At 45.5% G+C, this 25,006-nt stretch carries 19 protein-coding genes and 2 riboswitches; of the genes, 9 read left to right on the top strand and 10 right to left on the bottom strand.

Annotated elements, in window-relative coordinates; all coding sequences use genetic code 11:
• Positions 1 to 126: 126 nt before the first annotated feature.
• Both BMY75_RS06845 and BMY75_RS06840 read right to left on the bottom strand, forming a co-directional pair.
• Positions 127 to 1,398 (bottom strand): bifunctional folylpolyglutamate synthase/dihydrofolate synthase, encoded by a 1,272-nt coding sequence (locus tag BMY75_RS06845; RefSeq protein ID WP_074831596.1) that lies wholly within the window; start codon positions 1,396 to 1,398, stop codon positions 127 to 129.
• The gene (locus BMY75_RS06840) at positions 1,395 to 1,982 is read right to left on the bottom strand and encodes a folate family ECF transporter S component (RefSeq protein ID WP_074831593.1); all 588 of its coding nucleotides are present in this window, start codon (positions 1,980 to 1,982) and stop codon (positions 1,395 to 1,397) included. The genes BMY75_RS06845 and BMY75_RS06840 overlap by 4 nt, the downstream gene beginning before the upstream one ends.
• A gap of 87 nt (positions 1,983 to 2,069) precedes the next feature.
• A riboswitch (THF riboswitch) is annotated at positions 2,070 to 2,182 on the bottom strand.
• 331 nt (positions 2,183 to 2,513) lie between these two features.
• On the opposite strand from BMY75_RS06840, the gene BMY75_RS06835 reads away from it, so the two are divergent.
• Together BMY75_RS06835 and BMY75_RS06830 are read left to right on the top strand one after the other, a co-directional pair.
• Entirely contained in the window at positions 2,514 to 4,463 is a 1,950-nt protein-coding gene (locus BMY75_RS06835) for a GGDEF domain-containing protein (RefSeq protein ID WP_074831590.1), read from the top strand.
• A gap of 232 nt (positions 4,464 to 4,695) precedes the next feature.
• Positions 4,696 to 7,248 (top strand): family 43 glycosylhydrolase, encoded by a 2,553-nt coding sequence (locus BMY75_RS06830; RefSeq protein ID WP_074831587.1) that lies wholly within the window; start codon positions 4,696 to 4,698, stop codon positions 7,246 to 7,248.
• An 85-nt stretch (positions 7,249 to 7,333) separates the two neighbouring features.
• Here the strand turns inward: BMY75_RS06830 and BMY75_RS06825 are convergent, their stop codons facing one another.
• Positions 7,334 to 9,589 (bottom strand): cellulase family glycosylhydrolase, encoded by a 2,256-nt coding sequence (locus BMY75_RS06825; RefSeq protein WP_074831584.1) that lies wholly within the window; start codon positions 9,587 to 9,589, stop codon positions 7,334 to 7,336.
• 336 nt (positions 9,590 to 9,925) lie between these two features.
• Between BMY75_RS06825 and BMY75_RS06820 the strand changes: the two genes are divergently transcribed.
• Together BMY75_RS06820 and BMY75_RS18640 are read left to right on the top strand one after the other, a co-directional pair.
• Positions 9,926 to 10,711, top strand: a complete 786-nt coding sequence (locus tag BMY75_RS06820) for an AraC family transcriptional regulator (RefSeq protein WP_242940190.1) — start codon at positions 9,926 to 9,928, stop codon at positions 10,709 to 10,711.
• A 65-nt stretch (positions 10,712 to 10,776) separates the two neighbouring features.
• Complete coding sequence (locus tag BMY75_RS18640; RefSeq protein WP_278289165.1) at positions 10,777 to 10,899, top strand: hypothetical protein; 123 nt, start codon at positions 10,777 to 10,779, stop codon at positions 10,897 to 10,899.
• Between the two features lie 14 nt (positions 10,900 to 10,913).
• On the opposite strand, the gene BMY75_RS17950 is transcribed toward BMY75_RS18640, so the two are convergent.
• Both BMY75_RS17950 and BMY75_RS06815 read right to left on the bottom strand, forming a co-directional pair.
• Entirely contained in the window at positions 10,914 to 11,066 is a 153-nt protein-coding gene (locus tag BMY75_RS17950) for a hypothetical protein (RefSeq protein WP_170844266.1), read from the bottom strand.
• A 32-nt stretch (positions 11,067 to 11,098) separates the two neighbouring features.
• Complete coding sequence (locus BMY75_RS06815; protein ID WP_139199739.1) at positions 11,099 to 11,572, bottom strand: hypothetical protein; 474 nt, start codon at positions 11,570 to 11,572, stop codon at positions 11,099 to 11,101.
• 158 nt (positions 11,573 to 11,730) lie between these two features.
• Here BMY75_RS06815 and BMY75_RS18800 point away from each other — a divergent pair, with 158 nt between their 5' ends.
• Positions 11,731 to 12,996, top strand: a complete 1,266-nt coding sequence (locus tag BMY75_RS18800; RefSeq protein WP_074831575.1) for a leucine-rich repeat domain-containing protein — start codon at positions 11,731 to 11,733, stop codon at positions 12,994 to 12,996.
• An 87-nt stretch (positions 12,997 to 13,083) separates the two neighbouring features.
• Here the strand turns inward: BMY75_RS18800 and BMY75_RS06805 are convergent, their stop codons facing one another.
• The 5 genes from BMY75_RS06805 to BMY75_RS06785 all read right to left on the bottom strand — a co-directional run bounded on the left by BMY75_RS06805 (position 13,084) and on the right by BMY75_RS06785 (position 17,782).
• Positions 13,084 to 13,527, bottom strand: coding sequence for a nucleoside deaminase (locus BMY75_RS06805; protein ID WP_074831572.1), 444 nt, complete (start codon positions 13,525 to 13,527; stop codon positions 13,084 to 13,086).
• 242 nt (positions 13,528 to 13,769) lie between these two features.
• Positions 13,770 to 14,954 carry an iron-containing alcohol dehydrogenase gene (locus BMY75_RS06800; RefSeq protein WP_074831569.1) on the bottom strand — a complete coding sequence of 395 codons (1,185 nt, stop codon included), beginning with the start codon at positions 14,952 to 14,954 and terminating at the stop codon, positions 13,770 to 13,772.
• Positions 14,955 to 14,971: 17 nt separating this feature from the next.
• Positions 14,972 to 15,733 carry an SDR family NAD(P)-dependent oxidoreductase gene (locus BMY75_RS06795; protein WP_074831566.1) on the bottom strand — a complete coding sequence of 254 codons (762 nt, stop codon included), beginning with the start codon at positions 15,731 to 15,733 and terminating at the stop codon, positions 14,972 to 14,974.
• A complete protein-coding gene (locus BMY75_RS06790) occupies positions 15,726 to 16,745 on the bottom strand; it encodes an SDR family oxidoreductase (RefSeq protein ID WP_074831563.1) in 1,020 nt (339 codons plus the stop codon). Before BMY75_RS06790 ends, BMY75_RS06795 begins: the two co-directional genes overlap by 8 nt.
• Before the next feature lie 158 nt (positions 16,746 to 16,903).
• Entirely contained in the window at positions 16,904 to 17,782 is an 879-nt protein-coding gene (locus BMY75_RS06785) for an AraC family transcriptional regulator (RefSeq protein ID WP_074831560.1), read from the bottom strand.
• 105 nt (positions 17,783 to 17,887) lie between these two features.
• Between BMY75_RS06785 and BMY75_RS06780 the strand changes: the two genes are divergently transcribed.
• From BMY75_RS06780 to ribE, 4 genes are all read left to right on the top strand, one after another.
• Positions 17,888 to 19,264, top strand: coding sequence for an MATE family efflux transporter (locus tag BMY75_RS06780; protein WP_074831556.1), 1,377 nt, complete (start codon positions 17,888 to 17,890; stop codon positions 19,262 to 19,264).
• A 269-nt stretch (positions 19,265 to 19,533) separates the two neighbouring features.
• The gene (locus BMY75_RS17465; protein ID WP_081350467.1) at positions 19,534 to 22,983 is read left to right on the top strand and encodes an EAL domain-containing protein; all 3,450 of its coding nucleotides are present in this window, start codon (positions 19,534 to 19,536) and stop codon (positions 22,981 to 22,983) included.
• Positions 22,984 to 23,063: 80 nt separating this feature from the next.
• Positions 23,064 to 23,181, top strand: a riboswitch (FMN riboswitch).
• A gap of 82 nt (positions 23,182 to 23,263) precedes the next feature.
• Positions 23,264 to 24,373 (top strand): bifunctional diaminohydroxyphosphoribosylaminopyrimidine deaminase/5-amino-6-(5-phosphoribosylamino)uracil reductase RibD, encoded by a 1,110-nt coding sequence (gene ribD / locus BMY75_RS06765; protein WP_074831553.1) that lies wholly within the window; start codon positions 23,264 to 23,266, stop codon positions 24,371 to 24,373.
• Complete coding sequence (gene ribE / locus BMY75_RS06760; protein ID WP_074831550.1) at positions 24,358 to 25,002, top strand: riboflavin synthase; 645 nt, start codon at positions 24,358 to 24,360, stop codon at positions 25,000 to 25,002. Before ribD ends, ribE begins: the two co-directional genes overlap by 16 nt.
• Positions 25,003 to 25,006: the final 4 nt, after the last annotated feature.

The raw sequence follows: 25,006 nt of genomic DNA, 5'->3' as shown, positions 1-25,006 counted from the left end.
TTTTCTTGTGTTGCTTTGGCTGTGGTACAAATGTTCCACGTGGAACATTTGTGTTGGTCTTCAGCAGATAAAAAAGATCATCGGAATATCAGCTCCGATGATCTTTTGTTTATGTGTGAAAACTTATTAACCGGGGATAAGCCCCATAGCTTCCTTGAATTCGCGGTACATATACAGCGAGCCAAGCGCCATCATAGGCAAACCCTTTTCTTTGGCGTAACTGTATGCAGCTGATACACCGTCGGGAAGCTTTTCAAAGCTTTCGGCGGGTATGCCTTTTTCAGAAAATACATCGGCAAGTGCGGCACTATCCAGCGCTCTGGGGTTGTCGGGAGTCACGGTGAAGACTTTGTCTATGAACCTGCCCAGCATATCCGTATACAGTTTGTAGTCCTTATCCGCCATAACGCCTATAAGCAGAACTACCTTGTCGGGAAAGTACATTTCAATACTTTCTGCCGCACGAGCGATGCCATCGGGGTTGTGGGCACCGTCGAATACAATATAAGGATCGCGGCGCATTACCTCAAACCTGCCCTTCCATACTGTCTCCGCAAGACCTCTGCGCAGGCTGTCTGTGCTGATCATCAAGCCTGAATTTCGCAGTATATCTACACAGCGCATAATGTTGACGATGTTATCGCGCTGATATGTGCCGCACAGTGGTACGCTGAAACGTTCTCCGTTCCAGTTGAAAGATATACCATCAAGGCTGTATTTTATGTCTGAAAGCGGGCTGTCATCAAATAGTGTGAGAGGTGCGCCAAGCTGTTCCGCGTGCTTTGATATCACAGCGAGTGCATCGCTGTCACTTCCGCCGAAATAAACGGGACAGCCACGTTTGATTATACCGGCTTTGTGTCCTGCAATCTCGGCGATGGTATTGCCAAGAAATCCGCAGTGGTCAAGGGCAACATTGGTTATGACGGACAGCAGGGGAGCGCTCATAAGATTGGTAGCATCGCCGTCGCCGCCCATGCCGCATTCAACCACAGCGATATCACAGCCTTCTTCCACAAAAAGCAGATATGCCGCCGCCGCTATGACTTCAAACTCGGTGGGCTTTTCAGCCATTGATTCTGCAATTGGTTTGATAGTGGCGATAAGCTTGGAAAAGCGTTCTTTTGAGATCTCAGCGCCGTTTATACGATAGCTGTCGGTAACGCCTGTCATTGCAGGTGAGCAGAAACTGCCTGTCCTGTATCCCGAACTACGCAGTACCGATGACAGCATGGCTACAAACGAGCCCTTTCCGTTGGTTCCTGAGATATGTACTATCTTCAGCTTTTCCTGAGGTTCGCCAAGCAGACGCAGGAGTTCTTTTATACGTTCAAGCCCCAGTACACTGCCACGTGAAGCAGCGGTCTTCAAATAATCAAGTGCTTCTTCGTACATCATCGCTTTGTTATCCTGCCCAGTGTTCTCATAAGACCTTTATTCTGTATAAGTCCCCAGATTATTGTCGTATCGACAACTGCACTGATAGATGCGGTGATAACACGGAAAACTATGGTCTGGAGAGGTGTACCGTATGCAATATACAGTCCCAGCGACTTTATGACCATTGAACCGACAGCATAAGCTGAGATAACGCTTATGAATATCTTGACCCAGTGCATTCCTCTGTCTGTGCTTATGTATTCTGCGTCATTTTTAGCTATCTGTCCGTAAACCAAACCCGAGATAAGACCGATGCACAGTGCGCCCAGAGTTATTATGGGATTGATAGCATAACAGTGAAGTATACAGCCTACGATATCCGCAACGACTGCTGTTGTCGCGCCTATCACAGGACCGAAGAAGATAGATGCAATTACGATAGGAAGATTCTCAAATCCTATGCGTATGCTGTTTCCCACAGGTATAGAGAGAAACTTGCCCAGTATGATACTGAGGGTTGCGAGTATCGCCGAAGCTGTCATAACAGCTACAGTTCCGAATACCCTGATGTTGTTTCTTGCTGCTGAATTGTTTGTCTGCATAAAAATAACCTCCTTTTCCACATCATACGACAGAAAAGAAGGCGTATAGGCAGATATACTGCCATGAGTCTTTTGTCTATTGTCCTATGAAGCGGGATGCAAAATACGAACCGCAAGCCCGCAGATCATCTGCACGGCTTTTCGTTTGACTGACAACTCCCCGTTCAGTCAACACTTAACGAACGTAATTTTACTCTTCAAAACTAGTTGCAGTTTGAACTGCGTGTATATTATACCGAATTTTTACAGCTTTGTCAATAGATTATACAAGTAGTAGACTTTTATATTTGTAAACAATCATCGAATAACTTGAATATCCTTAATTAAGGGATAAAAAAGCTGTGTGATTTTGTGCACCATATCCGTTAATTAAAAAATATATTTTTCTGGAAATGTAAGTTTTTCACAATTTTTATATTGACATTAATTGCTTTATGCTGTATAATTATTTAATAGAAACAGTTGCTGTAAATAGTTCTGTGAAGCATCGGGTCATGCCCGTGGCTTACAGGATATGAAAGGGGTGATGATATGTCCGAACGTAAAACTATATGTTTTCTGACTGCTGTTCCGGAATCGGTACACGCCAACAGACTTGCATCAGGTATATTTGAACAGTGTGAAAAATACGGTTACAATGTGGCTGTATTTTCTGCGATGACAGCGCCGGATTTCTTTTTCAGAGAATATGTTGAGGGCGAGATGACTATATATGATCTTCCTGATTTTTCAAGATTTGACGGGATAGTTATTGATGTAATAAGCCTTGTGCTGCAGAACAGGTTCGAGAATGCCGAGATGATCTGCCAAAGGATAAGAGAACAGACGGATGCTCCTGTGGTGGGAGTAGGTATCCCTATCGGTGATATCAGAATGGTCAGAAGCGATAATGACCTTATGTTCCGTGAACTCTGCCGCCATGCTGTAAATGTACACGGCTGCAAAGAGATATGTCTGCTGACGGGACAAAAGGGAAATCCCGAAGCTGAATCACGCCTTGCTGTCATGCTGGACGAGCTTTCAAAGCTGGGGATACAGGTCAGGGACGAACATATCATCTACGGTGATTTCTGGTATTTCAGCGGTCAGAAACTGGCTGATGATATATTATCGGGAAAAATATCCATGCCCGATGCTGTTATAGCTTCCAGCGATCATATGGCTCTCGGGCTTATGGAGGAACTTCGTGTCAACGATGTCAGAGTTCCCGAAGATATCCGTGTGTTTGGGTTTGAAGCAACTCATGAAGCGCTCCTTAACAGTATATCCCTCACCACTATAGAATCGAACTTTGCAAAATGTGCTGCTGATGCAGTTGACATTATAACCGCTGAGATCGAACCCGATAAGGAGATAATACCATTCAAGCCGGATCTTGCTAATATGCTTCATCTTGGCAAAAGCTGCGGCTGCAAGCCCGATATCGAAAAAACACTGGATATGGTAAAATCATCCATGTACTTTATCTCAAAAAACTACTCAACGGATCTGTTCAGTGATAATATCGACATCGGTATGCTAATGGAGAGCTATATACCTGAAAAGCTGACTGCATCGCAGACACCCGATGAATGTATAAGCAATCTCTATGATGCGGCGTACATTCTTTTCCCTTATGAGAATTTTTACCTGTGTATGTGCGAGGATTGGCTGGATATGTACGAAAAGGACAAGAAAGGCTATACCGACAGAATGAAGCTTGTCATGCGCAGATCGAAAGATTGCCGCGGCGATCTTTGTTCCAACACCGAAGCAAAGGTGTTCAGTACAAAGGAGATGCTTCCGGGAATGTTTGAAGACAGTGACGTTCCCTATGTTTATTATTTTTCGCCCATGCACTTCGGCGATAATACTCTCGGATACTCTGTGCTGCAAAGAAAGCTTTCGGAAAAGGAAAAGATCAATCTTGTTTACCGCAACTGGCTTAGATTTGCAAACAACGCCCTTGAAATGGTGCGCTCAAAGCATCATTTTGTGGATATGTCATTCCATGATAAGATGACGGGACTTCTCAACCGCAGAGGAATGCACAGTGAGTTTGAGAAAATGCGGAGAGATGCCGCTCCCGATGATAAGCTTTTTGTCTGCGTTATCGATATGGATCGTCTGAAATACATAAACGACAACTTCGGACATCAGGAGGGTGACGATGCCATCAAAACTATCGGAGATGTGGCAGCTTCGATAACGGACGAACACGAGCTTTGTGTACGTGCGGGAGGAGATGAGTTCTACATCATCGGCATCGGACCCTATGATGATATCGTTCTGGATATGAAGAAGGAGCGGTTCTATCAGGCGTTGAAAAAGTATACGGACAAATTACAGAAGCCATATTCAGTGACTGCCAGCATCGGCGTAGCATTGAGCCGATTGACCGAGGAGGTACGTCTTGACAGCCTGATACTTGAAGCTGACGAAGCTATGTATTACCATAAAATACTCAGAAAGATGAACGATCACAAGGTTGATATCCGTTAGTCATGATCAGCCCCGTTTTGTGCTGTGTGCGCAAAACGGGGCATTTTTGTTTAAATTAAAAAAATATGAAATCAAAAAAATAAACGAATACAAGTCTTGCCGATGACGTTTTTTGACCGAAAATGTTAGCTAAATGACCGTATATGTTATTGTCAGCATTCGGATTATATGTTATAATATTTAATAATACATTTATCCGAAAATTTAATCAAAGGACTAAGGAGGAATAATTATGAAAAAGCGCAGGATCAGCGCAGCTCTGTTGGCACTTAGCCTGAGTATCTCGGGTATGAGCAGCATCGGCGCAAATGCGGCGGGACAGAGAGTTTCCGTACATGACCCGTCTATCATCAAGACTAACGGTATGTACTATGTATTCGGTTCACATATAGATGCGGCACAGTCAAGTGATCTCATGAACTGGAATACTTTTTCCAACGGCTATGCACGTACAAACAATGTGGAGTTTGGCAATCTCTCGGAAAACCTGAAAAAAGCATTTGCATGGTCAGGCGAAGATCTGGAGGACTGCAAGGGCGGATTTGCCGTATGGGCTCCCGATGTTATCTGGAATCCCGATTTTAAATGTCCTGACGGAAGCCGCGGCGCTTATGTGATGTACTTCTGCACAAGCTCGACTTACAAGCGTTCGGTTATTTGCTATGCGTGGTCGAAGAACATCAAGGGAACTTATACCTTTGGTGATACGCTGATATATTCGGGATTTTACGACACTGACAGCTATGTTTACAGTTCAAGCAAGAGCGTTAACCGCAAATATACATCTACCAATATAGATGAACTTATGGCGAGTGGTGAGGTAACTTACAATAACAGCTGGTTCAATAATCATGATTTCAATAATCAGTTGTTCCCTAATGCCATCGACCCCACTATATACTACGGTACTGACGGCAAGATGTACATGACCTACGGTTCCTGGTCGGGTGGTATCTTCACGCTGGAGATCGACCCCGAAACAGGCAAGTGTATCCACCCGAAAACAGGAAAGACTTCTGACGGCAGAATGGTGGACAGCTACTTCGGCACGAAGATAGCAGGCGGCTACGGCAAATCCGGTGAGGGTCCTTTCATCGAATACAATGCAGATACAGGGTATTACTACCTCTGGACGACCTACGGCGGTCTGACTTCCTCGGGCGGATACAATATGCGTGTTTCACGTTCAAGGTCACCCCTCGGACCTTTCGTTGATGCCGCAGGAAATCCCGCGGTGCTGAATTCCAACACAAACCTTGATTCCGTGGGACTGAAAGTGATGGGCAACTACAAGTTCTCGACGCTTGACAAAGCGTACATGGCTTGTGGTCACAATTCCGTTCTGTGTGATGATGACGGTCAGTGGTATCTTGTATATCACGCAAGGTTCGATGACGGCTATGAGATACATCAGGTGCGTGTTCATCAGATGTATTTCAACGCTGAGGGCTGGCCTGTTGTTACTCCCTTTGAATATGCGGGGGATAAGCTTTCAAAGGGCGGATACAATGAAAGTGATATCGTCGGAAAGTATGAGTATATCAATCACGGAAATGCAACCAACGGCAATATCATCAACTATAAGACCATATATCTGAATTCAAACGGAACTATCTCAGGCGACGCAAGCGGCACATGGAAGCAGGGTGGAACTACCGCCGATGCTACTCTGGTCATCGATGGCAAGACCTACAAGGGTTATTTCTACGCAGGAAAGAATGAGAAGGGCAAAAAGGTCATGAGTTTCACCGCTGTGGGCAGTAATAACCAGACAGTCTGGGGTGCAAAGAACGATCAGTTCAGCGGCACTGAGCGCGCTTGGACAGGGGATTATACCAACGCGGGATACGATCTTGTGTACAATACTGATTCCGTAACGAATGAAAAACCGGGCGCTTCATTGAAAGTCAGCGGCACTGATCTGCTTTCTGGTGTCAGCTATTACATCGTGAATAAGAACAGTAACCTTTCCCTTGACCTGCCAAACGGCAGTACCGCCAACGGCACAAATATCCAGCAGTGGGATCAGAACGGCTGCTTTGCACAGCAGTTCCGTATCATTGCTGAAGATGGCGGCTGGTGCAGGATCGCATCGGTGGGTGACGAGTCTAAGGTCATTTCTGTTGCATACAATACCGGGGCTGACGGCACAAATGTTGAACTTTCGACCTATACGGGGGCGGATAATCAGCTGTTCAAGGTAGTTGAAAGCAACGGATATTACGCATTCCTTACCAAGTGCTCGGGTGCGAAAAGCTCCCTTGATGTGTTTGAGTGGTCAAAGGAAAACGGCGGAAATATCGCCCAGTATCCTTACAATACTTTCGATTGTCAGCTCTTCTCGGTAACTCCTGTTTGCCCTGCTGTAAACGATGGCGTGTACAGTTTCCGCAGAGTATCCGACGGAAAGGTGACAGGAAACCGCAATGTCAAGCGTCTCAGCGACGGCAGATACACTCTCACAGAGGAAAACGGCAAGAGCGGAACTTACACTATAAAGTGCAATGCTGACGGAAGCTACAAGCTGGTGGATGCCAACGGTCAGGGATCAGATTATGTATTTGAGCCTGTTGCCAAGAAAGCTTTTGTGATAAACCCTGTTGTTACTATAAGCGGTGACGTTGACGGAAGCGGTGTATTTAATGAAAATGATGCCGATATGCTTCACAGATATCTTGCAAAACAAGGCAGTCTGAACGATTTTTCACAGGCTGATTTCAACATGGACGGCAAGATCGATATCATGGATCTTGTTGAAATGAAGCGGAAGCTTCTGGGACGCTGATCATAAAAAAATATAAGCAAAAAACTCTCTGCCGCTCTGACAGAGAGTTTTTTGTAAGGTGATCTTTCAACTAAAGAGGTTATATTCAAGATATCTTTTTAATAACGAGATCGGTGATGGTAACTGTAACGGGAGCATTTACACCACCGCAGGTGAATACGCAGGCAACATTATCATCAGTAGGTTCGGTCATCGCGAAAGTCTTGGAATAATGCTGCTTCTGAGTTGTGAAGTTCAGAGGTGCGTAGAAGTACTGATCGTAGGGGTCATAATTCTGCTGGAATTTATAGCCCATCTCTACGGACTTGTCTGCCTGATAATCGAATGAGATCTCGTAAGTTGCTCCTCTTTCAAGTGTGAGGTCGGGATACATACCCTGAACGTGCCAAACGTCTGTACCTGAATTCTTAACAGCGATCTGAAGACCGTTGCTCAGATTCTTGAATGTTGCAGACGCGCCGCCTTCGGTATTTGCCCAGCCTGAGAACTTGGAAGCATCAGATGTCATATTTGTTCCTGTTGTAACAGTAGGTTCTGTTGTAGAAGGCTGTGTTGTTGTGGAAGAACCGCCGCTGACTTTGACAAGAGAAAGATTTGTGACAGTTACCTTGTAAGGAACGTTCACGCCTTTGCCTCCAAGATTGAATGTTACACGGCAGGCATTGTCGGTCTTTGAAGTATAATCAAAAGTTGCGGTATAATGCTGAGCTGAGGTCGTCCAGTTAAGGGTATCGCTGTAATATGATAAATAATCACCGTGACCCTGATTTACGATAACAGTTGTGGACTGAGGCTTATTGCTGATATAATCGAATGAGAGCTTGTAAGTAGCGCCCTGTTCAAGGGTGATGGCATCATAGAAGAACTGTGCGTTCCATTCGTAATTACCGCCCTTATCTACCTGCATTGATACGCCGTTGTCAACATAGAACAGCTCGCCCTGACCGCCCTCTGAGGTATCGGTCCAGCTTGCCCAGTTGTCTTCGTTGGCACAGAGATTATTCTCATCGGGAACAGTCTCGGGGTTCAGGATAGCTCTTTCCATCTCAACGAGATCGAGGATATCGATCTCTCCGTCCTTGTTGATATCGGCTTTCATGCTGATATTCGTGGACTTTTTCACCAGATAATTCCGGAGCAGTTCCTTGTCGGTATCGTTTAGCTTGCCGTCACCGTTGATATCGCCTTTGACCTCTTTCTGAGGATCAACGTTAACCTCTGAACCTGCAGCTGCCAGCATAGTATTCAGCAGTTCGGGCTGAGTAACTTTCAGTGTGCGGCGGTTGTAGATCTTATACTGAGAACCGTTATCCCACCAGATGCAGCACATACCGTAATTTGTACACTTCTCTACAAGGTACTTTGCCCATGAAGTGATCTGATCCATATTGTTCTTGTTTGCACAGCCGAACTCACCGATGATAACGGGTATGCCTTTCTGGGAGAATGTTCTGTTGAGATTATCCAGCACATTATCCAGCGGAGATTTTGTCCACGATGTTATCTCGGGGTAACTTTCGTGGGTGAACTCAAATGGCTGATATACGTGAGCTTCAACTATCAGTCTGTCGCTGATGGTATCCTTAGGCAGAACGTACTGGCTGGTGATCTCATTGTTTGCACCGCCGCAGTAGGTGTTGCATATCAGATTTCTCTTAGCGTTGTTTCCACCCGATTTTCTAACAGTATCAACGAATATCTGGTTGAGATCGTTGGAGATGGGGCAAGCTTCCGAGCTTGGTATCCACCACTGATTTGCACTGTCGTCCAGTATCTCGTTGAAGCCCTCAAACAGAAGCTTGTCGCCGTAATCGGCAAAATTGTCGCTGACCTGTTCCCAGATAGATGTGAACATGGCTTTCTTTGTCTGAAGGTTCGTGCTGTTTGCTTTCAGCCAGCCCTTTTCACCTGTATCGTGATGTACGTTGATGATGCAGTACATATCATCATCGAGTACGTAGTTTACGATCTCTTCGACCCTGTTCATCCATGTTTCGTCGATCTTGTAGGTGACAGGATCCATGTGTTCGTACCAGGTCACGGGTACACGAACTGTCTTTACACCCGATTTTTTTACCATGTCGATCATGGCTTTGGTCGTTGCGGGATTTCCCCATGCCGTTTCGGAAGATGTGCTTCCTCTGTTAGAACCTACCGTAGTACCTGAATAGCTGTCCAGCGAGTTGCCCAGGTTCCACCCCAGACCCATATCGGCAACAGTCTGCTGAGCGTTTTTCTCGAAAGCGGCTTCAGCACGGACAGGTTCAATGGCTGAAAGACAGGAAACTGCCATTGCGCAGACCACTGAAAGCGCAAGAGTCTTTTTGCTTCTAGTTTTCATAAAAAACTACCCCTTCTAAATCATAAAGTTTTGCTTTGCTCTCGTCTGCCGCATACTCCTCTCATTTAAGCGGCAGACCTGTTTTGGTTGCTGTCACAGCCTTATCTGACCATTTGACTGTGATGGGGACAGAAAAAATCAGCCGTGTATTAACCTGTTGCTAAGTGTGTGCTGAATTAACCCCTTGTAGATAATGTACATTAATCCACATATCCATTGTGAATAATGCGCATAAAGCTGTCCCCTGAACTAAATTTATTATACACTGTTGACAATGAGAATTCAATGATATATAATATAACTTGAATGATGTTTTTAGAAAAAATCGGGTGATATATGATGATAATCAATAATGTTGGCTATAATCACAGGCACGATACGGACTTTTTTATCGAGCGTCCCAATGGCAGCGGAGACTGTCTGCTGCTGATACTCAAAACCGAAACCATTTTCACGATAGACGGTCAAGATATCTTTGTTCCGAAGAATTCTTTCTTTATTTATCCTCAGGGCGTGGCGCAGTATTACAGGTGTGTTCCAAAGCATGAATTTGCGAACGACTGGGTACATTTTCGTTTCAGTGAGGGTGAAGAAGCGGAATTTCTGAAAAGAAAGATACCCTATGCCAAGGGAGTGCCGACGGATTCTGTTGAGTTTTTAAGCTGGTGCATCAAGGCTATCGCTGACGAATATACCTCGGGGTCACCATATGCGCAGGAGAATATGGAGCACTATATGTGGCTGATATTCAACCGCGTCAGCGATACACTTTATCTGCCCGACAAGCAGATAAAAGATGCCGAGCATGAGATACTGCTGACTATCCGCCATAAGATATACGCCGAGCCTTACATCCCGCGCTCGGTAACATGGGCGGCGCATGAAGTACGCATGAGCCCTGCGTCTTTTCAGTACTATTATAAGAAGATCTTCGGCGTGACATTCGTACAGGATTTCATCAACGCCAAGACGGAGTACGCAAAGATGCTGCTGACTTCCACAAACCTGACAGCCCATGATATCGCAGGAAAATGCGGCTATCGGAATTACGAGCATTTCACGCGGCAGTTCAAAGAACGCTGTGGTATCACACCCCTTGAATATCGCAAGCAGAAGAATTGATCCTTATAGGTATAAAAAAAGCACCTGCCGCCGACATTGATGTCGGTCGCAAATGCTAGTCGTCTATGAGCCCGCTTGCAGTTGTTCCCAACGTTTCAAGCATAGCGGTTATTTCCTCATCAGCAGCAGGAGGCGGCTTTGAGGTGGGTTCGGGTGTTTTGTTGTTCGGGTATGAAAAAATCGCCTAACTTAGTCAATCGGTTTACATATTAAGCCATTCTTTATAGAGTTTCTTTATCTCATCGGGAGCATCTGGTTTCAGTTTTGCAGGTTCGCCATCTTTTTCGCTTATTATGAGCCAAGGGGCAAGCTGGTTTAATAGCTCTATCTCCCTGTTACTTGCTTTTGCCATCATATCCCATCAACTCCTTAACTAAATCGAACAACTCAGCTTTTGTTTACCTTACGGCTTAGTGTGTTATGGTGTTCACGGTCCATGAAATCCTGAGTGTTATTCACCGTATTCATTATACCGCTTTTTTCGTCATAAGTCAACTCTTTACGAGCCAAAATCTCGGACTCTTTCGCAATCGCCTCTGCTTTAGTCAGCTTCATAGGCTTAGGCAGACTAGCCGCATACTCTATCCTCTGAGCCTTAGCCTGCTCATTAGCCCACCGCTTGCTGTGAACGTTCTGCCGCCCTTTCTCCGAAACGTAGGATACATCACAGGTGCAGTTGTCATGCCGCCTGTACACATCTTTCGGGACTTCATCGGGGTAGCGATAACGCCCTGCAAGTTTCGAGCACCAGTCACAGCAGTTGTGCCCGTCCTTACGCTCTATGTAGCAGTTAAGCCCTGCCTTGCTCCTGAACTCTGCATTCTTCTTGATGTAGTCAAGTTCGCATTGACAAAACCGCAAAAAGTTTACATTCATATTTGAAAATTTTTGTAGACAAAGGATTTGTTATATGATATAATAAAATCGTTATATTGGATAAAACATTTATATAGCCGGTGTAGCTATGCTTTTATTCGATATGGATGTGTTTTTAATTAAATGAGATGGAGAGTGTGAAAATGAAAACAACAGGAAGAAAAATTATCAGAACAACTGCTTTAGCTATTGCAGTTATGGCTGCGTCCGTTTCTTCGATGGCAGCTCAGGGTGTATTCCCTAATGCACAGATAACTGCAAGTGCTGCTTACGGACCTACCGATACTAACTATACTGTGGGAACTTCGGGCAATCTGAAGTACTATAAATATTCCGACCATATCGAGGCTTACAGCTGTACCGACGGTACTACCTCGTTGACTATACCTTCAACTATCGATGGTCTGCCTGTTACCGCTATTGCGAGATATGCATTCCAGTGCACTAAGCTTACAAGCATCTCAATACCAGATTCCGTAAAGACGATCGGATATTATGCGTTCTCGATGTCTACAAATCTTCAGTCTGTAACTCTGCCTTCAAGCCTTGAAGTTATGGAGATGCACGCATTTGAGTACTGCACCAGTCTCGATACAGTTAAATTCCCGAACAAGCTGGTAGAGATACACGATAAGTGCTTTGATTCCACTCCCTGGCTGAAAGCACAGCGTGAACAGAACCCTATGGTCATCGTTAACGGCGCTCTTATCGACGCTAAGACTACCAAGGGCGATGTTACTGTACCTTCAAGTGTAAAGTACGTTTCTCCCAGCGCTTTTGCAGGAAACAATGATGTTACTTCCGTTGTTTTCCCTACAAGCGTTAAGGAAATCGGTGACAACACATTCTTCTACTGTGAGAACCTGACTTCTGTTGATGCAAAGGGTGCAACTTACATAGGTCTGATGGCATTTTCATACTGCAACAGGCTCAGCGAGCTGAAGCTTTCAAGCAACCTTACAAAGATCGATGGTTATGCATTCTCTGACGTAAACAGCCGTGCGACAATCACATTCTACGGCACACAGGACAAGTGGAACAGCATTGATAAGCCTTCAAATTCGACTTTCCTGAACAATGCGAACGTGGTATTTGATAATTCATCCTTCGGTGATCCCGATCCCCAGAATGATGATTATCCTAAGAATGTAAGGGCTATAACCAACTCCAAGTATCATCAGATCCAGTTCATCTGGGATAAGGTCGATGGTGCTGACAAGTACGGCATTGCTGTATATCTGGCAGGCAAGTGGAGAGTTCAGACTTCCAATATTACTACAAACAGCTATGTAACTCCCAAGAACCTGACATCCGGCATGACCTACAGGGTCGCTGTAGCTGCAAGAGTTAACGGCAAGTGGAATACAACCGATCCTATCAAGAATGCGATAACTGTTACTGTAAGGTAATTATCGGTTTTGGAGAATATAAAAACGGCAGTTCCGTGCGGACTGCCGTTTTTGCGTTATGTGCGTAAATTCTTTGTAACATAGGGTTCAGTAACCGATCTTGTCTTCGATGTCACGGTATTCATAGAAGACCTCTAGACATTCTTTGCGGTCGAGTTCTTCAAGAAAGTCAGCGGTTTCGGAATAAAACTGCTGATCTCGGAAACCGATCTTGTCAGTATCGGAGACATTACAGCCGTAGTAGACCTTTTTTATATTCGCCCAGCGGATAGCCCCAAGGCACATGGGGCAGGGTTCAGCTGTGGTGTAAAGTTCACAGCCTGAAAGATCGAAAGTGCCCAGTGTTTTACAGGCATTATGTATTGCCATTATCTCACCGTGACAGGTCGGGTCTTTTTGCAGAACAACTTCATTATGTCCTCTGCCGATGATCTCACCATCCTTCACGATAACGCACCCGAAAGGACCGCCGTGTCCTGCGCGGATACCGTTTCTTGCTTCCGTGACAGCTATTGCCATAAATCTATCCATATCTGCACCTCCCGAAGTTGCTGAACTGTGTTTTTTATATTATACCACAAAAGCTTGATCGATTCAAGCTTTTTGGGAAATGAAATGCAGATCGGTCGGAGATTTTTTGAACACAGAAATAATAACGGACAGCCGTTACAGAGCGGCTGTCCGTTATATGATATTCTTCCCTCTGAAAGACATTCAGAATCTTTTTTACCGAGCACAGCACAGGTTAAACCTTGTGTTTCGGAATGTTCTAATTACTGTGGAAGTGAAGCTTTTGCAGCGATCTTATATATCTGCGTTACATCTTCGGAGGAGAGATGTACAAAACCGCCTGTTTTGCCATCACCAAGACCGAATTTCTCGGTAAGTGCGGGAATGTCCTCTTCTTTAGCGCCAAGCTCTGCAAAATTGATCGGCATACCGATATCGTGCAAGAACCTGCGGAAAGCTTTTATACCTGCAAGTGCAGTATTTTCAGGGTTCTCAAAATCCATTTTGCAGCCGAAAACTCTTACTGCCATCTGGCAGAAACGCATGATGTTATGCTTGTAAACGAACTCCATCCATGCAGGCATGATAACGGCAAGTCCCGCACCGTGAGCGCAGTCATACAGGGCTGAAAGCTCATGCTCGATGCCGTGGCTGTTCCAGTCCTGCTCTCTGCCAACACCTACGATATTATTGTGAGCCACCATTCCTGCCCACATGATATTCGCTCTCGCTTCGTAGTTATTGGGGTCTGCGATAACTCTGGGAGTTTCTTTCACCATTGTAATGAGCACTGCCTCGCAAAGACGGTCAGTTATCTCTACTTCTGTTGTGTTGGTGAAATATCTTTCAAAAACGTGCGCCATGATATCCGTAGCACCGCAGGCTGTCTGATAAGCGGGAAGTGTCTGTGTCAGCTCTGGGTTCATTACCGAGAACTTGGGGCGCAGTGCATCAGCGCCTGCACCTCTTTTGAGCATACCGTCCTCTTTGGTGATGACAGAATCTCCCGAACCCTCGCTGCCTGCCGCAGCTATGGTCAGTACTGTTCCCACCGAGAGAGCCTTATCGATATGCTTACCGCTGTAAAAATCCCAGAAATCGCCGTCATATGGAACGCCAGCCGCAATTGCCTTGGAAGAATCTATTACCGAGCCTCCGCCGACAGCGAGAATGAAATCAATATTTTCCTTGTGGCAAAGTTCTATGCCCTTGTATACAAGACCGTCGCGGGGATTGGGCTGTACGCCGCCCAGCTCGCAGTAAGCGATACCGCTGTTTTCAAGGGATCTCTTAACTCTGTCCAGCAATCCCGACTTTACAGCGGAGCTTCCGCCGTAGTGAATGAGAACCTTGCTTCCGCCGAACTTTTTTACGTAAGTTCCGCACTCATTTTCTCTGTCTTTTCCGAATACAAATTCTGTTGGGCTGTAAAAATTGAAGTTATTCATAAATGTCCTCCTTTAGATCAAAGTCCGATGGAACCTGTGTAAACGGGTATATCGCTTTCAGCTTTTTTAACTGCTTCTTCAAGGGTCATTCCGTGGAAATTTCCTGCCGCAAAATTTCTTCCCGACTTTTTGTCGTCGATGAACGCACCGACCACAACTCCGGGAAGAGCGCTGTCGGGGTCATTGGGTGCATGAGGACCGCCGAGGTCTGTTCTGCACCAGCCCGGATCGGTGATATTTATGCAGATATCCGTGCCGTTGTATTTTGATGCGAGATCCATAGTAACCTTATCGAGTGCGGCTTTACTTGCGCTGTAACCTGCCTGCTCGGGTTCAAGACGGATGCCGCTGGTGGTGTTAACGATCCTGCCGAAGCCTGTTTTGCCCATTTTTTCGAGAAAATGATAGGTTATCATCATTGGTGCTATGGTGTTTATCTTGAAGCTTTCTGTGTAATCAGAAGCAGGCGTATCTAGGTATTCTGTTCTGTAAGCCACCTGTATGCCTGCGTTGTTCAGTACTATATCAACTGTCACACCGAGAGCGTCGATATCAGCAAGCATTTTTTCTACCTGCGAAATGTCGGAAAATTCAGCACTTACCGCATAAGCCTGTACACCCAGCGCTTTTGCTTCCGCTACCACCTTTTCACAGTGGGCGGGAGTTCTGCCATGAACTATAAGATTACAGCCGTGTTCAGCCATGAACAGCGCTGCTCTGTATCCGATACCTCTTGCGGCACCTGTTATAAATGCCCAGCGTCCTTTTACATCAACCATTCATATTCTCCTTTGCTTTTTCGATAGTATCAATTACCTTGTCACACCACAGGTCGAATTCCTTGTCCTCATGTTGGTATTCGGGGTGTGCGAGGATGTTTTTAACAGTCATTTCAATACCCTTTGCCGCGCTTATCTCCGCCTTGAAATCAGGAACCAGCGACCTCAGCTTTGAGTTATCGAATATAACCGAATTTGACTTATCACCGATAAGACTGCCTGTAAAGTCATATTCTTTGCCCATAGCTGCCAACATTTGCGAGGATACATAGTATGCATTAAGTTCAACACCCAGCGCATCGGCAATAGCTTTGTATATGCTGTTCCAGCTGACGCTTTCATCGGAGGTGATATGGTAAGCCTGTCCAATGGCTTCTTTTTTACCAATAAGTCCCACAAAGCCCTTGGCAAAATCGCTGTTGTGGGTTATCGTCCAGAGTGAGGAACCATCGCCGTGGATTATAACAGGCTTGCCCTCCATGATACGTCTGATGACCTGCCAGCTTCCGCCGTTTCCGTGTACCCCAAGGGGGACGCTGCGTTCATCATAGGTATGGCTGGGGCGTACAATAGTAACAGGGAAGCCGTCCTTACGGTATCTTTCAAAAAGATATTCCTCGCTGGCTTTCTTGTTCCTTGAATATTCCCAGTAAGGATTTTCAAGAGGAGTTTCCTCGGTTATGAGATAGCTCTGAGGTGGTTTCTGGTATGCAGATGCAGAACTTATATAGATATACTGCTTGGTCTTGCCATTAAAAAGCCTGAAATCTCTTTCGACCTGTGAGGGAACGAATCCGATGAATTCAGCCACGCAGTCAAATTCCATATCCTTGATCTTTTCAGTGGTCTCTTCCTCGTTATTGATATCCGCTGTTATAAATTTGATATTACCTTCAAGTCCGCTGTTCCTGCTGCCTCTGTTGAGCAGATAGACCTCGTTATCACCTGACAAAAGCAATTTTGTTATTGCCATGCTGATAGTTCCCGTGCCGCCGATAAGCAATACTCTCATGATAAACCTCCTTGGTGGGTCTGTTGATTTTCCGTGCTCATATAATAGCAAATCTCCCGTCGCTTTTCAACGGTCTGAGGAAACATTTATAGATTTATACAATTTTTGAAGCAAATAGTGATATTTTTATCCGGCAAGTGGTGTTATAATGTAATACGTCAACCACCCGATCTCTTTTTTGATATACGGAACTGTTTCGGTGTCAGCCCGCGCTGGCGTTTGAAGCTGCGGATAAAGTGGCTGCAGTCGGAAAAGCCTGTCTGCTGGCTGATGAAAGTCAGGTCGTGATCGGTGAAAAGAAGATACTCTTCGGCTTTGAATATGCGCATACGCTCGATATATTCCTTACAGCTCATGCCGTATTGTTCGCGGAACTTTACCGCAAAGCCCGAGTAGCTCATGTGGCATTTGTCGGCGATATCCGTTACGCGGATATTCTCGTCGAGGCAGCTGTCGATATACTCTGCGATATTTTCAATGCCGAAAACATCTGCCGAGTTCGCGGGACAGCCGTTGATATCAAGGCCTGAGGATATCCATTTTCTTACAATTCCGAAAATGAGACGATAGATCTGGGAGCGGAGGATAATATCCCTGCCGTAAAGATAATGTTCGGTCTCCTTAACGCAGTCATCGAAGATCTCACGGCAGTTGAGCTCGTCTGATTCGGCAGAGTTAAAATGTATCCGCATATCTTTTGATCGTGCGTATCTGAAAACGGCAGTAACTGATGGTGCATATGACGAAGAATTCGGGAATTTGGCGGGATCAAATTTAAGTCCCGCGAAAAGAATAGGATTTCCGTCGGCAGACATTATTGAATGTACAGAGGAGGGGTAGAATATCATCAGTTCTCCTTCTGATACATCGTATGGTATACCGTCACAGGTTACGGCGGCTTTACCGTTGATAACGTATATGAATTCAGCAAAATAATGCCAGTGTGGTTTTACGGGAAAGCTCATTTTTTCGGTATCAAAAATGAAAGTTTCGATAGGCGAATTAAGGCTGTCCTGCTTTTCAAAAAGGGAACTCATAGGCTGATTCCTTTCTTATGCAGTTTTTTCCAATTATATATAAATATTGTAACACAAATATTAAAAAAAATCAATAGGGCAATCAAAAAAGGAGGATCTCTTTTAATGAACAGTACTTCCGACCTTACACAAGGCAGACCGTTCAAACTTATAATGCGTTTCTTCTTTCCTTTGTTGCTGACGAATTCACTGCAGCAGCTGTATTCTTTTGCTGATACCGCCATAGTCGGAAAAGGTCTCGGTGACGATTCACTTGCTGCAGTAGGTAATATGTCGTCGCTGTGTTTTCTGATAATAGGTTTTTCTATGGGACTTTCCAACGGATTCTCCATACTGATAGCTCAGAGCTTTGGTGAAAAGAACATGGATAAGCTACGCAGGACACTGGCGCATTCCATTGAACTTGCCTCTGTGATAACAGTACTGCTCACCCTTTTCAGCGCGTTTTTTCTCAGACCTATACTTATATTGCTGAGAACAGATCCTTCGATAATTGAGGAGAGCCTGCAATACGGCTACATTCTTTTTGGCGGACTTGCCGCTACCATAATGTACAATATGTGCGCGGGGATACTCCGTGCTCTCGGTGATAGCAAAACACCGCTGAAAGCTATAATAGTATCCTCGGTAATGAATATCACTCTCAACTCGGTGTTCATTTTCATTTTCCGCTGGGGCGTGAGAGGTGCGGCGCTTGCAACTATCGTTTCACAGGTGTTTTCGGGTGCTGTGTGCTTCGATAAACTGCGCAAAACAGATTTCCTTGCCCTTTCGAAGTCGGATTTTTCCCATGACACAAAGATGTATTCCGTACTTCTCGGAAACGGCATACCTATGGCGCTTATGAATTCAATTACTGCTGTGGGCTGTATGGCTGTGCAGTATTTCGTAAACGGTCTTGGAGTTGCGTTCACTTCGGCATACTCGGCTTGCAGCAGATATCTGAATATGTTCATGCAGCCTGCCGCAACCGCTGGTGCAGCCATGTCTTCCTATACAAGCCAGAACTACGGCGCAAAGCGTTTCGACAGGATATGGGACGGCTTGAAAGTCTGCCTTGGCATTGCAGGCGCGGCATATCTGGTGTTCGGTTCGGTGATGGTATTTTTCCCCGAATGGCTTGCTTCGCTGATACTTTCAGGCGAAAAGCAGATAAGCTACGCGGCAGAGTTCCTGCCTGTTTGCGGCGTTATGATACTTTCAGTCGATATGCTTTTCGTTATCAGGAACGGTGTGCAGGGAATGGGATTCCCGTTTGTGCCAATGCTTTCGGGCATAGCTGAAATGGTGCTACGCATTGGCGCGATAGTTCTTCTTATCGACAGCATGGGCTTCAAAGCCACTGCAGCTGCTGAGATATTCGCATGGGTAGGCGCACTGCTGATAAATTCTGCGGCTTTCATCGTGATATTCGCCCGCGAAAAGGCAAAATATTCCGATAAAAAGAATTGCATCGCAAGCTATGCCCATTCCGCAAGATAAGGGAAATTCCCGATTTAACTTAGCTTTACAGATTTGTTCTTCCATATTAATGCCCCTCAATGGGAATATCCCTTGAGGGGCACTATTATATCTGAATCTCAGTTTTACTTAAATATTTTAATATCTTGTGATTTCGACCAATATCGCACTGTAATATTTGTTTGGATATTTGAAATTTCATATTATATTAATCATTGTATTGATTTTCTTAACGAAATAGTGTATAATTATATAAATACATTTTGCCTTGTTTGCAGGAGGTATTATTTATGCTAAACAACGATCCCGTTTTCTTAAAAATAGCAGAAACACTGCTTATCGAATATAAAGGTATATATTACATCAATGCAGCAACAAGCGAGTATTGGTGGTATTCTTCTGATGCCTCTTCACGGTCGATCAAACTTGAACAAGGCGGCAAGGATTTCTTTGCTGATCTTGAAGAAGATGTTGAACGTGTCATATATGAAGAGGACAGACATATATTCCTGCAGGATCTCAGGAGAGATAACCTACTTTCAATTCTGGAAAAAGGCGGCGAATACAGGACTGAGTATCGTGTGATACTCAGTGGTAAGCCTGTCTATCATGCCCTCAGCCTGATAAGGGGTGTGGGTGAAGATACCAATCACTTTGTTATTGGTATCAGAAATGTTGACAAGGAAGTTAGAGAAAGACAGAAGGCTGAAAAGAATAAGTATGAGCTTGAGGTCTATAATCAGATCGCGGGCAGCCTTGCTGCGCACTACGATACGCTTTACTATGTCGATATGGAGACTGACGGATACTTTGAATATTCCTCCACGGATATATACAAGAGCCTGAATGTTCCCGCGGAGGGCGACGATTTCTTCAGCGAGAGCCACAAAAACATGAAGAAATATGTTCACCCCGAAGATCAGGAGAGAGTAATACCGCAGTTCAAAAAGCAGACCATATTGGAAAACCTGAAAAAAGTAAAGTCATTCAATCTTACCTACAGACTTATGGTGGGCGGTTCGGTGATGCACTGTCGCTGTCTTCAGATATGGGCGAATGATAAAAAGCATATCCTAGTTGGTATCGAGAACATCAATGATGAAGTAAAAACTCAGCAGCTTCTTGAAGAGACCATGAAGGAGAAAGCGGCTTACGGTCATATTGTAAACACCCTTGCTCTGCGCTATGATGTTATATACTATGTCAACAGCAGTACCGGGGATTATTCGCGGTATTCATCGGATCATCCTGCGGTTGACGGCTCGCTGAACTTTGACGGCAAGGATTTTTATAACGAAGCTGTCAGTGTCATCAACAAGCAGGTACACCCAAAGGACAGGGACAGGATACTTTCGTTATGCGACAAGGACTATATGATCACATCCCTTGAAACCAACAGCCAGTACAGTGCTGATTTCAGGTTAAGGTCGCGTGGCAGAACCACCCATACTAGGCTGACGGTAATGCGTTCGGGAGATAAAACGCATTTTATCATCGGTCTTGAAAATATAGATGAAGAAGTCAAGAAGGAACAGGAGCAGATAGATGCGCTCAACAAAGCCAATGAGCTTGCAAGGCGGGACGGTCTGACAGAGACCAGAAATATGATCGCTTTCCGTGAGTTTGAAGAATCTATCCAGAACAGCATGGACAGCGGTGCGGGACATTCTCCTTTCGCTGTGGTGATATGTGATATCAACGATCTTAAAACCATAAATGACAATGAAGGTCATAAGGCGGGAGACGAATATATCAAGTCTTCATGCAGGATAATATGCGGACTTTTTGCCCACAGCCCTGTTTTCAGGATTGGCGGAGATGAATTTACAGCAGTGCTTGCAGGTTCGGATTACGAAAAACGCATTTCACTTGTTGAAACACTGCGAAAATTATCTCTTGAAAACTTCAAGAAAAATGATGGTCCTGTGCTGGCTGTAGGCATAGGTGTATATGACAAGCTGAACGATAAGAAGTTCTCGGATGTTTTCAAGCGTGCTGACGAGAATATGTATCAGGACAAACTCAGGCTGAAAGACGGCAGACCTGTTGCTGAGATCAATAAGACGGAGGAAGCCGCAAAGCGCATACCTGCGGAACGCAAGAGGGTACTTGACGGTATGTTCGAGATGAACTGCATAGCCGCTGACGGGATGTATATCTACATTTGTGATATGAAGTATGATTTTTCCAGATGGTCAAAGGCGGCAGTGGATTCTTACGGACTGCCCTCGGAATATATGTACGGCGCGGGAGATATCTGGGAGGAGCATATCCATGAGGAGGACAGGGAAGCATATCACAGCGGTCTTGCGGACATTTTTTCAGGCAAAAGCAAAGGCCATGATATGCAGTACCGCGCAAGGAGAATAAACGGAGAATACAATGTATGCACCTGCCGCGGTATAGTGCTGAAAGATGAAAACGGCGAACCCGAATACTTTGTGGGCGCTATAAGAGATCACGGCATACAGAGCAACATCGACAGCCTTACAGGACTTAGAAATCAGTACGGATTCTTTGATGAGGTGCAGTCGAACATTGTCAAAAACAATGTTATGCACATCGGTCTTGTGGGTATTGCAAAGTTTTCGGAGATCAATGAGATCTACGGTTATCATTTCGGAAATCTTGTACTGCAGAAGACAGGTCGGTTTCTTTTTGATAATTCAGCGGATTTCGCCAGTGTGTACAGACTGGACGGTACAAAGTTTGCTTTACTCAGCACCAAAGATATTTCAGTTGAGAGAACAATTGAACGGTATAACAATCTGCGTGCTCGTTTCAGAGAAGGCATAGTCATAGATGACAAAAAGATCATGCTGGAACTCAATGCGGGCATGATAAATATAGATAACTTCAACATCGATTCACAGACGGTAATGACCTGCCTTTCCTTTGCGTATAATGAATCAAAGATAAAACGACGCGGTGATCTTGTTTTATTCAACAATGATCTCGAAAGCGGAAACAGGCAGAGGATAGAGAAATTCCATGCCATAAGAGCCTCGATAACACAAGGCTTTGAGGGATTCTACCTTATGTATCAGCCTTTTGTGGATGCTAAGTCCGAGAAGCTCAAAGGTGCTGAAGCACTGCTGAGGTGGAGAAGTGAAGAGTACGGCATGGTGCCCCCGGATCACTTTATACCTCTGCTGGAACAGGATCCGCTCTTTCCGTCGCTGGGTGAATGGATACTCACGACAGCAGTAAAAGATGCTCAGAAAATGCGGGAGAAATATCCTGATTTTACCATCAATGTCAATCTGTCGTATTCACAGATCGAGAAAGCTGATTTTGTGGATATGGTTATGGATATTCTTGAAAAGACAGGCTATCCCCCTGAGAACCTGTGCCTTGAAGTTACCGAAAGATGCAGGCTTCTGGATATCGACCTGCTGGGCAATGCTGTATGCAGTCTGCGCAGCAGGGGAGTAAAGGTGGCTCTCGATGATTTTGGTACAGGCTTTTCATCTATCGGCATAGTCAAGGAGCTTCCTTTCGATACGATAAAAATCGACAGGAGCCTTGTCAGCAGGATAGAAGAGGATATCAAGGAGCGTGAACTGGTGAAGACTTTCGTCATGATGGCTAACACCTGTGGCGCAAGTGTCTGTGTCGAGGGCGTAGAGACAGCTGGTATGGGCGATATACTCAGGCAGTACAGCGTTGACAGTTTTCAGGGATATTATTATTCAAAGCCCCTTGTGTACGATGATTTTATGATGTGGAGTAAAGGCTGAGGTCTGAAAAACAAATATGATTTTTATGGCAGAAATGTCATTCTGCCTATTGACAACAGCGTGATGCTGTGATATAATTTAGTTGTCTTCGGGGCAGGGTGAGATTCCTGACCGGCAGTTATAGCCTGCGAGCCGCAATGCGGCTGATCCGGTGTGATCCCGGAGCCGACGGTATAGTCCGGATGAAAGAAGATGACTGCGCCGTTTTTACGGTAAATCGAATGTTCTGCCCCCGTATGCTGCGGGGGCTTTTTGTATTTTTACGAGGGGAAGTGTCATCATGGGGCATGAAGACTATATGCGCAGGGCTCTCGCGTTGGCTGAACGCGGCATGGGATTCGTTTCGCCGAATCCTATGGTGGGAGCTGTCATAGTGCGTGACGGTGAAATCATCGCTTCGGGATATCATAAAAGGTACGGCGATCTCCATGCCGAGCGCAGTGCTTTTGCGGAATGTGACGCAAAGGGCATAGATTGCCGAGGGGCTGATATGTATGTCACCCTGGAACCCTGCTGTCATCACGGAAAACAGCCTCCCTGCACTGATGCGGTGATAGAACACGGCATAAAGCGGGTGTTTGTGGGTTCTTCCGATCCTAATCCGCTGGTGGCGGGCAAGGGAACGGCCATACTCAGAGATCACGGTATTGAAGTCGCCGAAGGTGTGCTGAAAGATGAATGTGACCGCCTTAATGAGATATTCTTCAAGTTCATAACAACGGGTCTGCCCTTTGTTACTTTGAAATATGCCATGACACTTGATGGAAAGATCGCCTGCTATACAGGAAGATCACAGTGGATAACAGGTGAGACCGCACGTAAGCACGTTCACCGCGAAAGGCTGCGTCATGCTGCGATAATGGTGGGTGTAGGCACGGTGCTGGCAGATGACCCCATGCTTACCTGCCGCATCGAAAACGGCAGGGACCCTTTGAGGATAATTTGTGACACCCATTTGCGTACACCACTTGACAGCAATATCGTGCGCACTGCGGATAAAATTCCAACGCTGATAGTCTGTGGTGATGCGGACAGCGGGCGTATCAGGGAGTATGAAAAGTACGGCTGTAAGGTGCTGAGTATGCCTGATAAAAATGGCAGTACCGATCTTGCGGCGTTGATGACATATCTCGGAAAAGAAAAGATAGACAGCGTGCTTATCGAGGGCGGCGGAACGCTGGGCTGGTCTGCACTTGAAAGCGGCATAGTTGATAAGGTGATGGCATACGTAGCGCCTAAGATATTCGGGGGAAGTACAGCAAAAACTCCTGTGGGCGGACAGGGCGTGTCTGTGCCCGATGAAGCTTTCTTGCTGGAAGACCGCAGGATATCCGAGCTTGACGGCGACATACTTATAGAAGGACGGGTGAAGAGATGTTCACGGGACTGATAGAGGAAACGGGTACTGTATGTGAGGTCTGCCGAAACGGTAATGCATCTTTTATACGCATAGCCGCAGAGAAAGTCCTTGATGGTACGAAAGTAGGGGACAGTATCGCAGTCAACGGCGTGTGCCTTACGGTTACCAACCATGACGGTAAGATATTCAGGGCTGATGTTATGAACGAGACCCTTAGCCGATCTTCTCTGGGAACGCTGAAACAGGGAAGCAAGGTGGATCTCGAAAGAGCGATGTCGGCGGAAGGACGTTTCGGCGGACATATAGTGTCGGGTCATATCGACGGTACAGGAACTGTTAGCAATATAAAGCAGGACGGCATCGCTGTACGGTATACCATATCGGCGGACGATAAACTGCTGAGGTATATAGTTGAGAAAGGCTCTGTAACCCTGGACGGCATAAGCCTTACCGTGGCAGCGGTGACGGATACGGATTTTACTGTATCGGTGATACCCCACACCGCTGAGCAGACGATTCTGCCATATAAAAAAGTGGGGGATATAATAAATATCGAAACTGATATAATAGGAAAATACGTGGAAAAGCTGCTTCGTCCCGCCGAGCCGAAAAAGAGCGGCGTAACCATGGAGCAGCTTATGAAGAACGGATTTATCTGAGGAG

The organism is Hominimerdicola alba (genome assembly GCF_900109655.1).
Taxonomy (GTDB): Bacteria; Bacillota; Clostridia; order Oscillospirales; family Ruminococcaceae; genus Hominimerdicola; species Hominimerdicola alba_B.
This window is presented reverse-complemented; position numbering and strand designations above follow the sequence as displayed.

Excerpts from the sequence above, each read along its gene's own strand:
- BMY75_RS06800 (WP_074831569.1), bottom strand. The coding sequence starts at position 14,954 with ATGAATAACTTCAATTTTTACAGCCCAACAGAATTTGTATTCGGAAAA.
- BMY75_RS06780 (WP_074831556.1), top strand. The coding sequence starts at position 17,888 with ATGAACAGTACTTCCGACCTTACACAAGGCAGACCGTTCAAACTTATA.
- BMY75_RS06830 (WP_074831587.1), top strand. The coding sequence starts at position 4,696 with ATGAAAAAGCGCAGGATCAGCGCAGCTCTGTTGGCACTTAGCCTGAGT.
- BMY75_RS18800 (WP_074831575.1), top strand. The coding sequence starts at position 11,731 with ATGAAAACAACAGGAAGAAAAATTATCAGAACAACTGCTTTAGCTATT.
- BMY75_RS06790 (WP_074831563.1), bottom strand. The coding sequence starts at position 16,745 with ATGAGAGTATTGCTTATCGGCGGCACGGGAACTATCAGCATGGCAATA.
- BMY75_RS06840 (WP_074831593.1), bottom strand. The coding sequence starts at position 1,982 with ATGCAGACAAACAATTCAGCAGCAAGAAACAACATCAGGGTATTCGGA.
- BMY75_RS06825 (WP_074831584.1), bottom strand. The coding sequence starts at position 9,589 with ATGAAAACTAGAAGCAAAAAGACTCTTGCGCTTTCAGTGGTCTGCGCA.
- BMY75_RS06805 (WP_074831572.1), bottom strand. The coding sequence starts at position 13,527 with ATGGATAGATTTATGGCAATAGCTGTCACGGAAGCAAGAAACGGTATC.
- BMY75_RS06835 (WP_074831590.1), top strand. The coding sequence starts at position 2,514 with ATGTCCGAACGTAAAACTATATGTTTTCTGACTGCTGTTCCGGAATCG.
- BMY75_RS06820 (WP_242940190.1), top strand. The coding sequence starts at position 9,926 with ATGATGATAATCAATAATGTTGGCTATAATCACAGGCACGATACGGAC.
- BMY75_RS18640 (WP_278289165.1), top strand. The coding sequence starts at position 10,777 with ATGAGCCCGCTTGCAGTTGTTCCCAACGTTTCAAGCATAGCGGTTATT.
- BMY75_RS06795 (WP_074831566.1), bottom strand. The coding sequence starts at position 15,733 with ATGGTTGATGTAAAAGGACGCTGGGCATTTATAACAGGTGCCGCAAGA.
- BMY75_RS17950 (WP_170844266.1), bottom strand. The coding sequence starts at position 11,066 with ATGATGGCAAAAGCAAGTAACAGGGAGATAGAGCTATTAAACCAGCTT.
- ribD (WP_074831553.1), top strand. The coding sequence starts at position 23,264 with ATGGGGCATGAAGACTATATGCGCAGGGCTCTCGCGTTGGCTGAACGC.
- BMY75_RS06845 (WP_074831596.1), bottom strand. The coding sequence starts at position 1,398 with ATGATGTACGAAGAAGCACTTGATTATTTGAAGACCGCTGCTTCACGT.
- BMY75_RS06785 (WP_074831560.1), bottom strand. The coding sequence starts at position 17,782 with ATGAGTTCCCTTTTTGAAAAGCAGGACAGCCTTAATTCGCCTATCGAA.
- BMY75_RS17465 (WP_081350467.1), top strand. The coding sequence starts at position 19,534 with ATGCTAAACAACGATCCCGTTTTCTTAAAAATAGCAGAAACACTGCTT.
- ribE (WP_074831550.1), top strand. The coding sequence starts at position 24,358 with ATGTTCACGGGACTGATAGAGGAAACGGGTACTGTATGTGAGGTCTGC.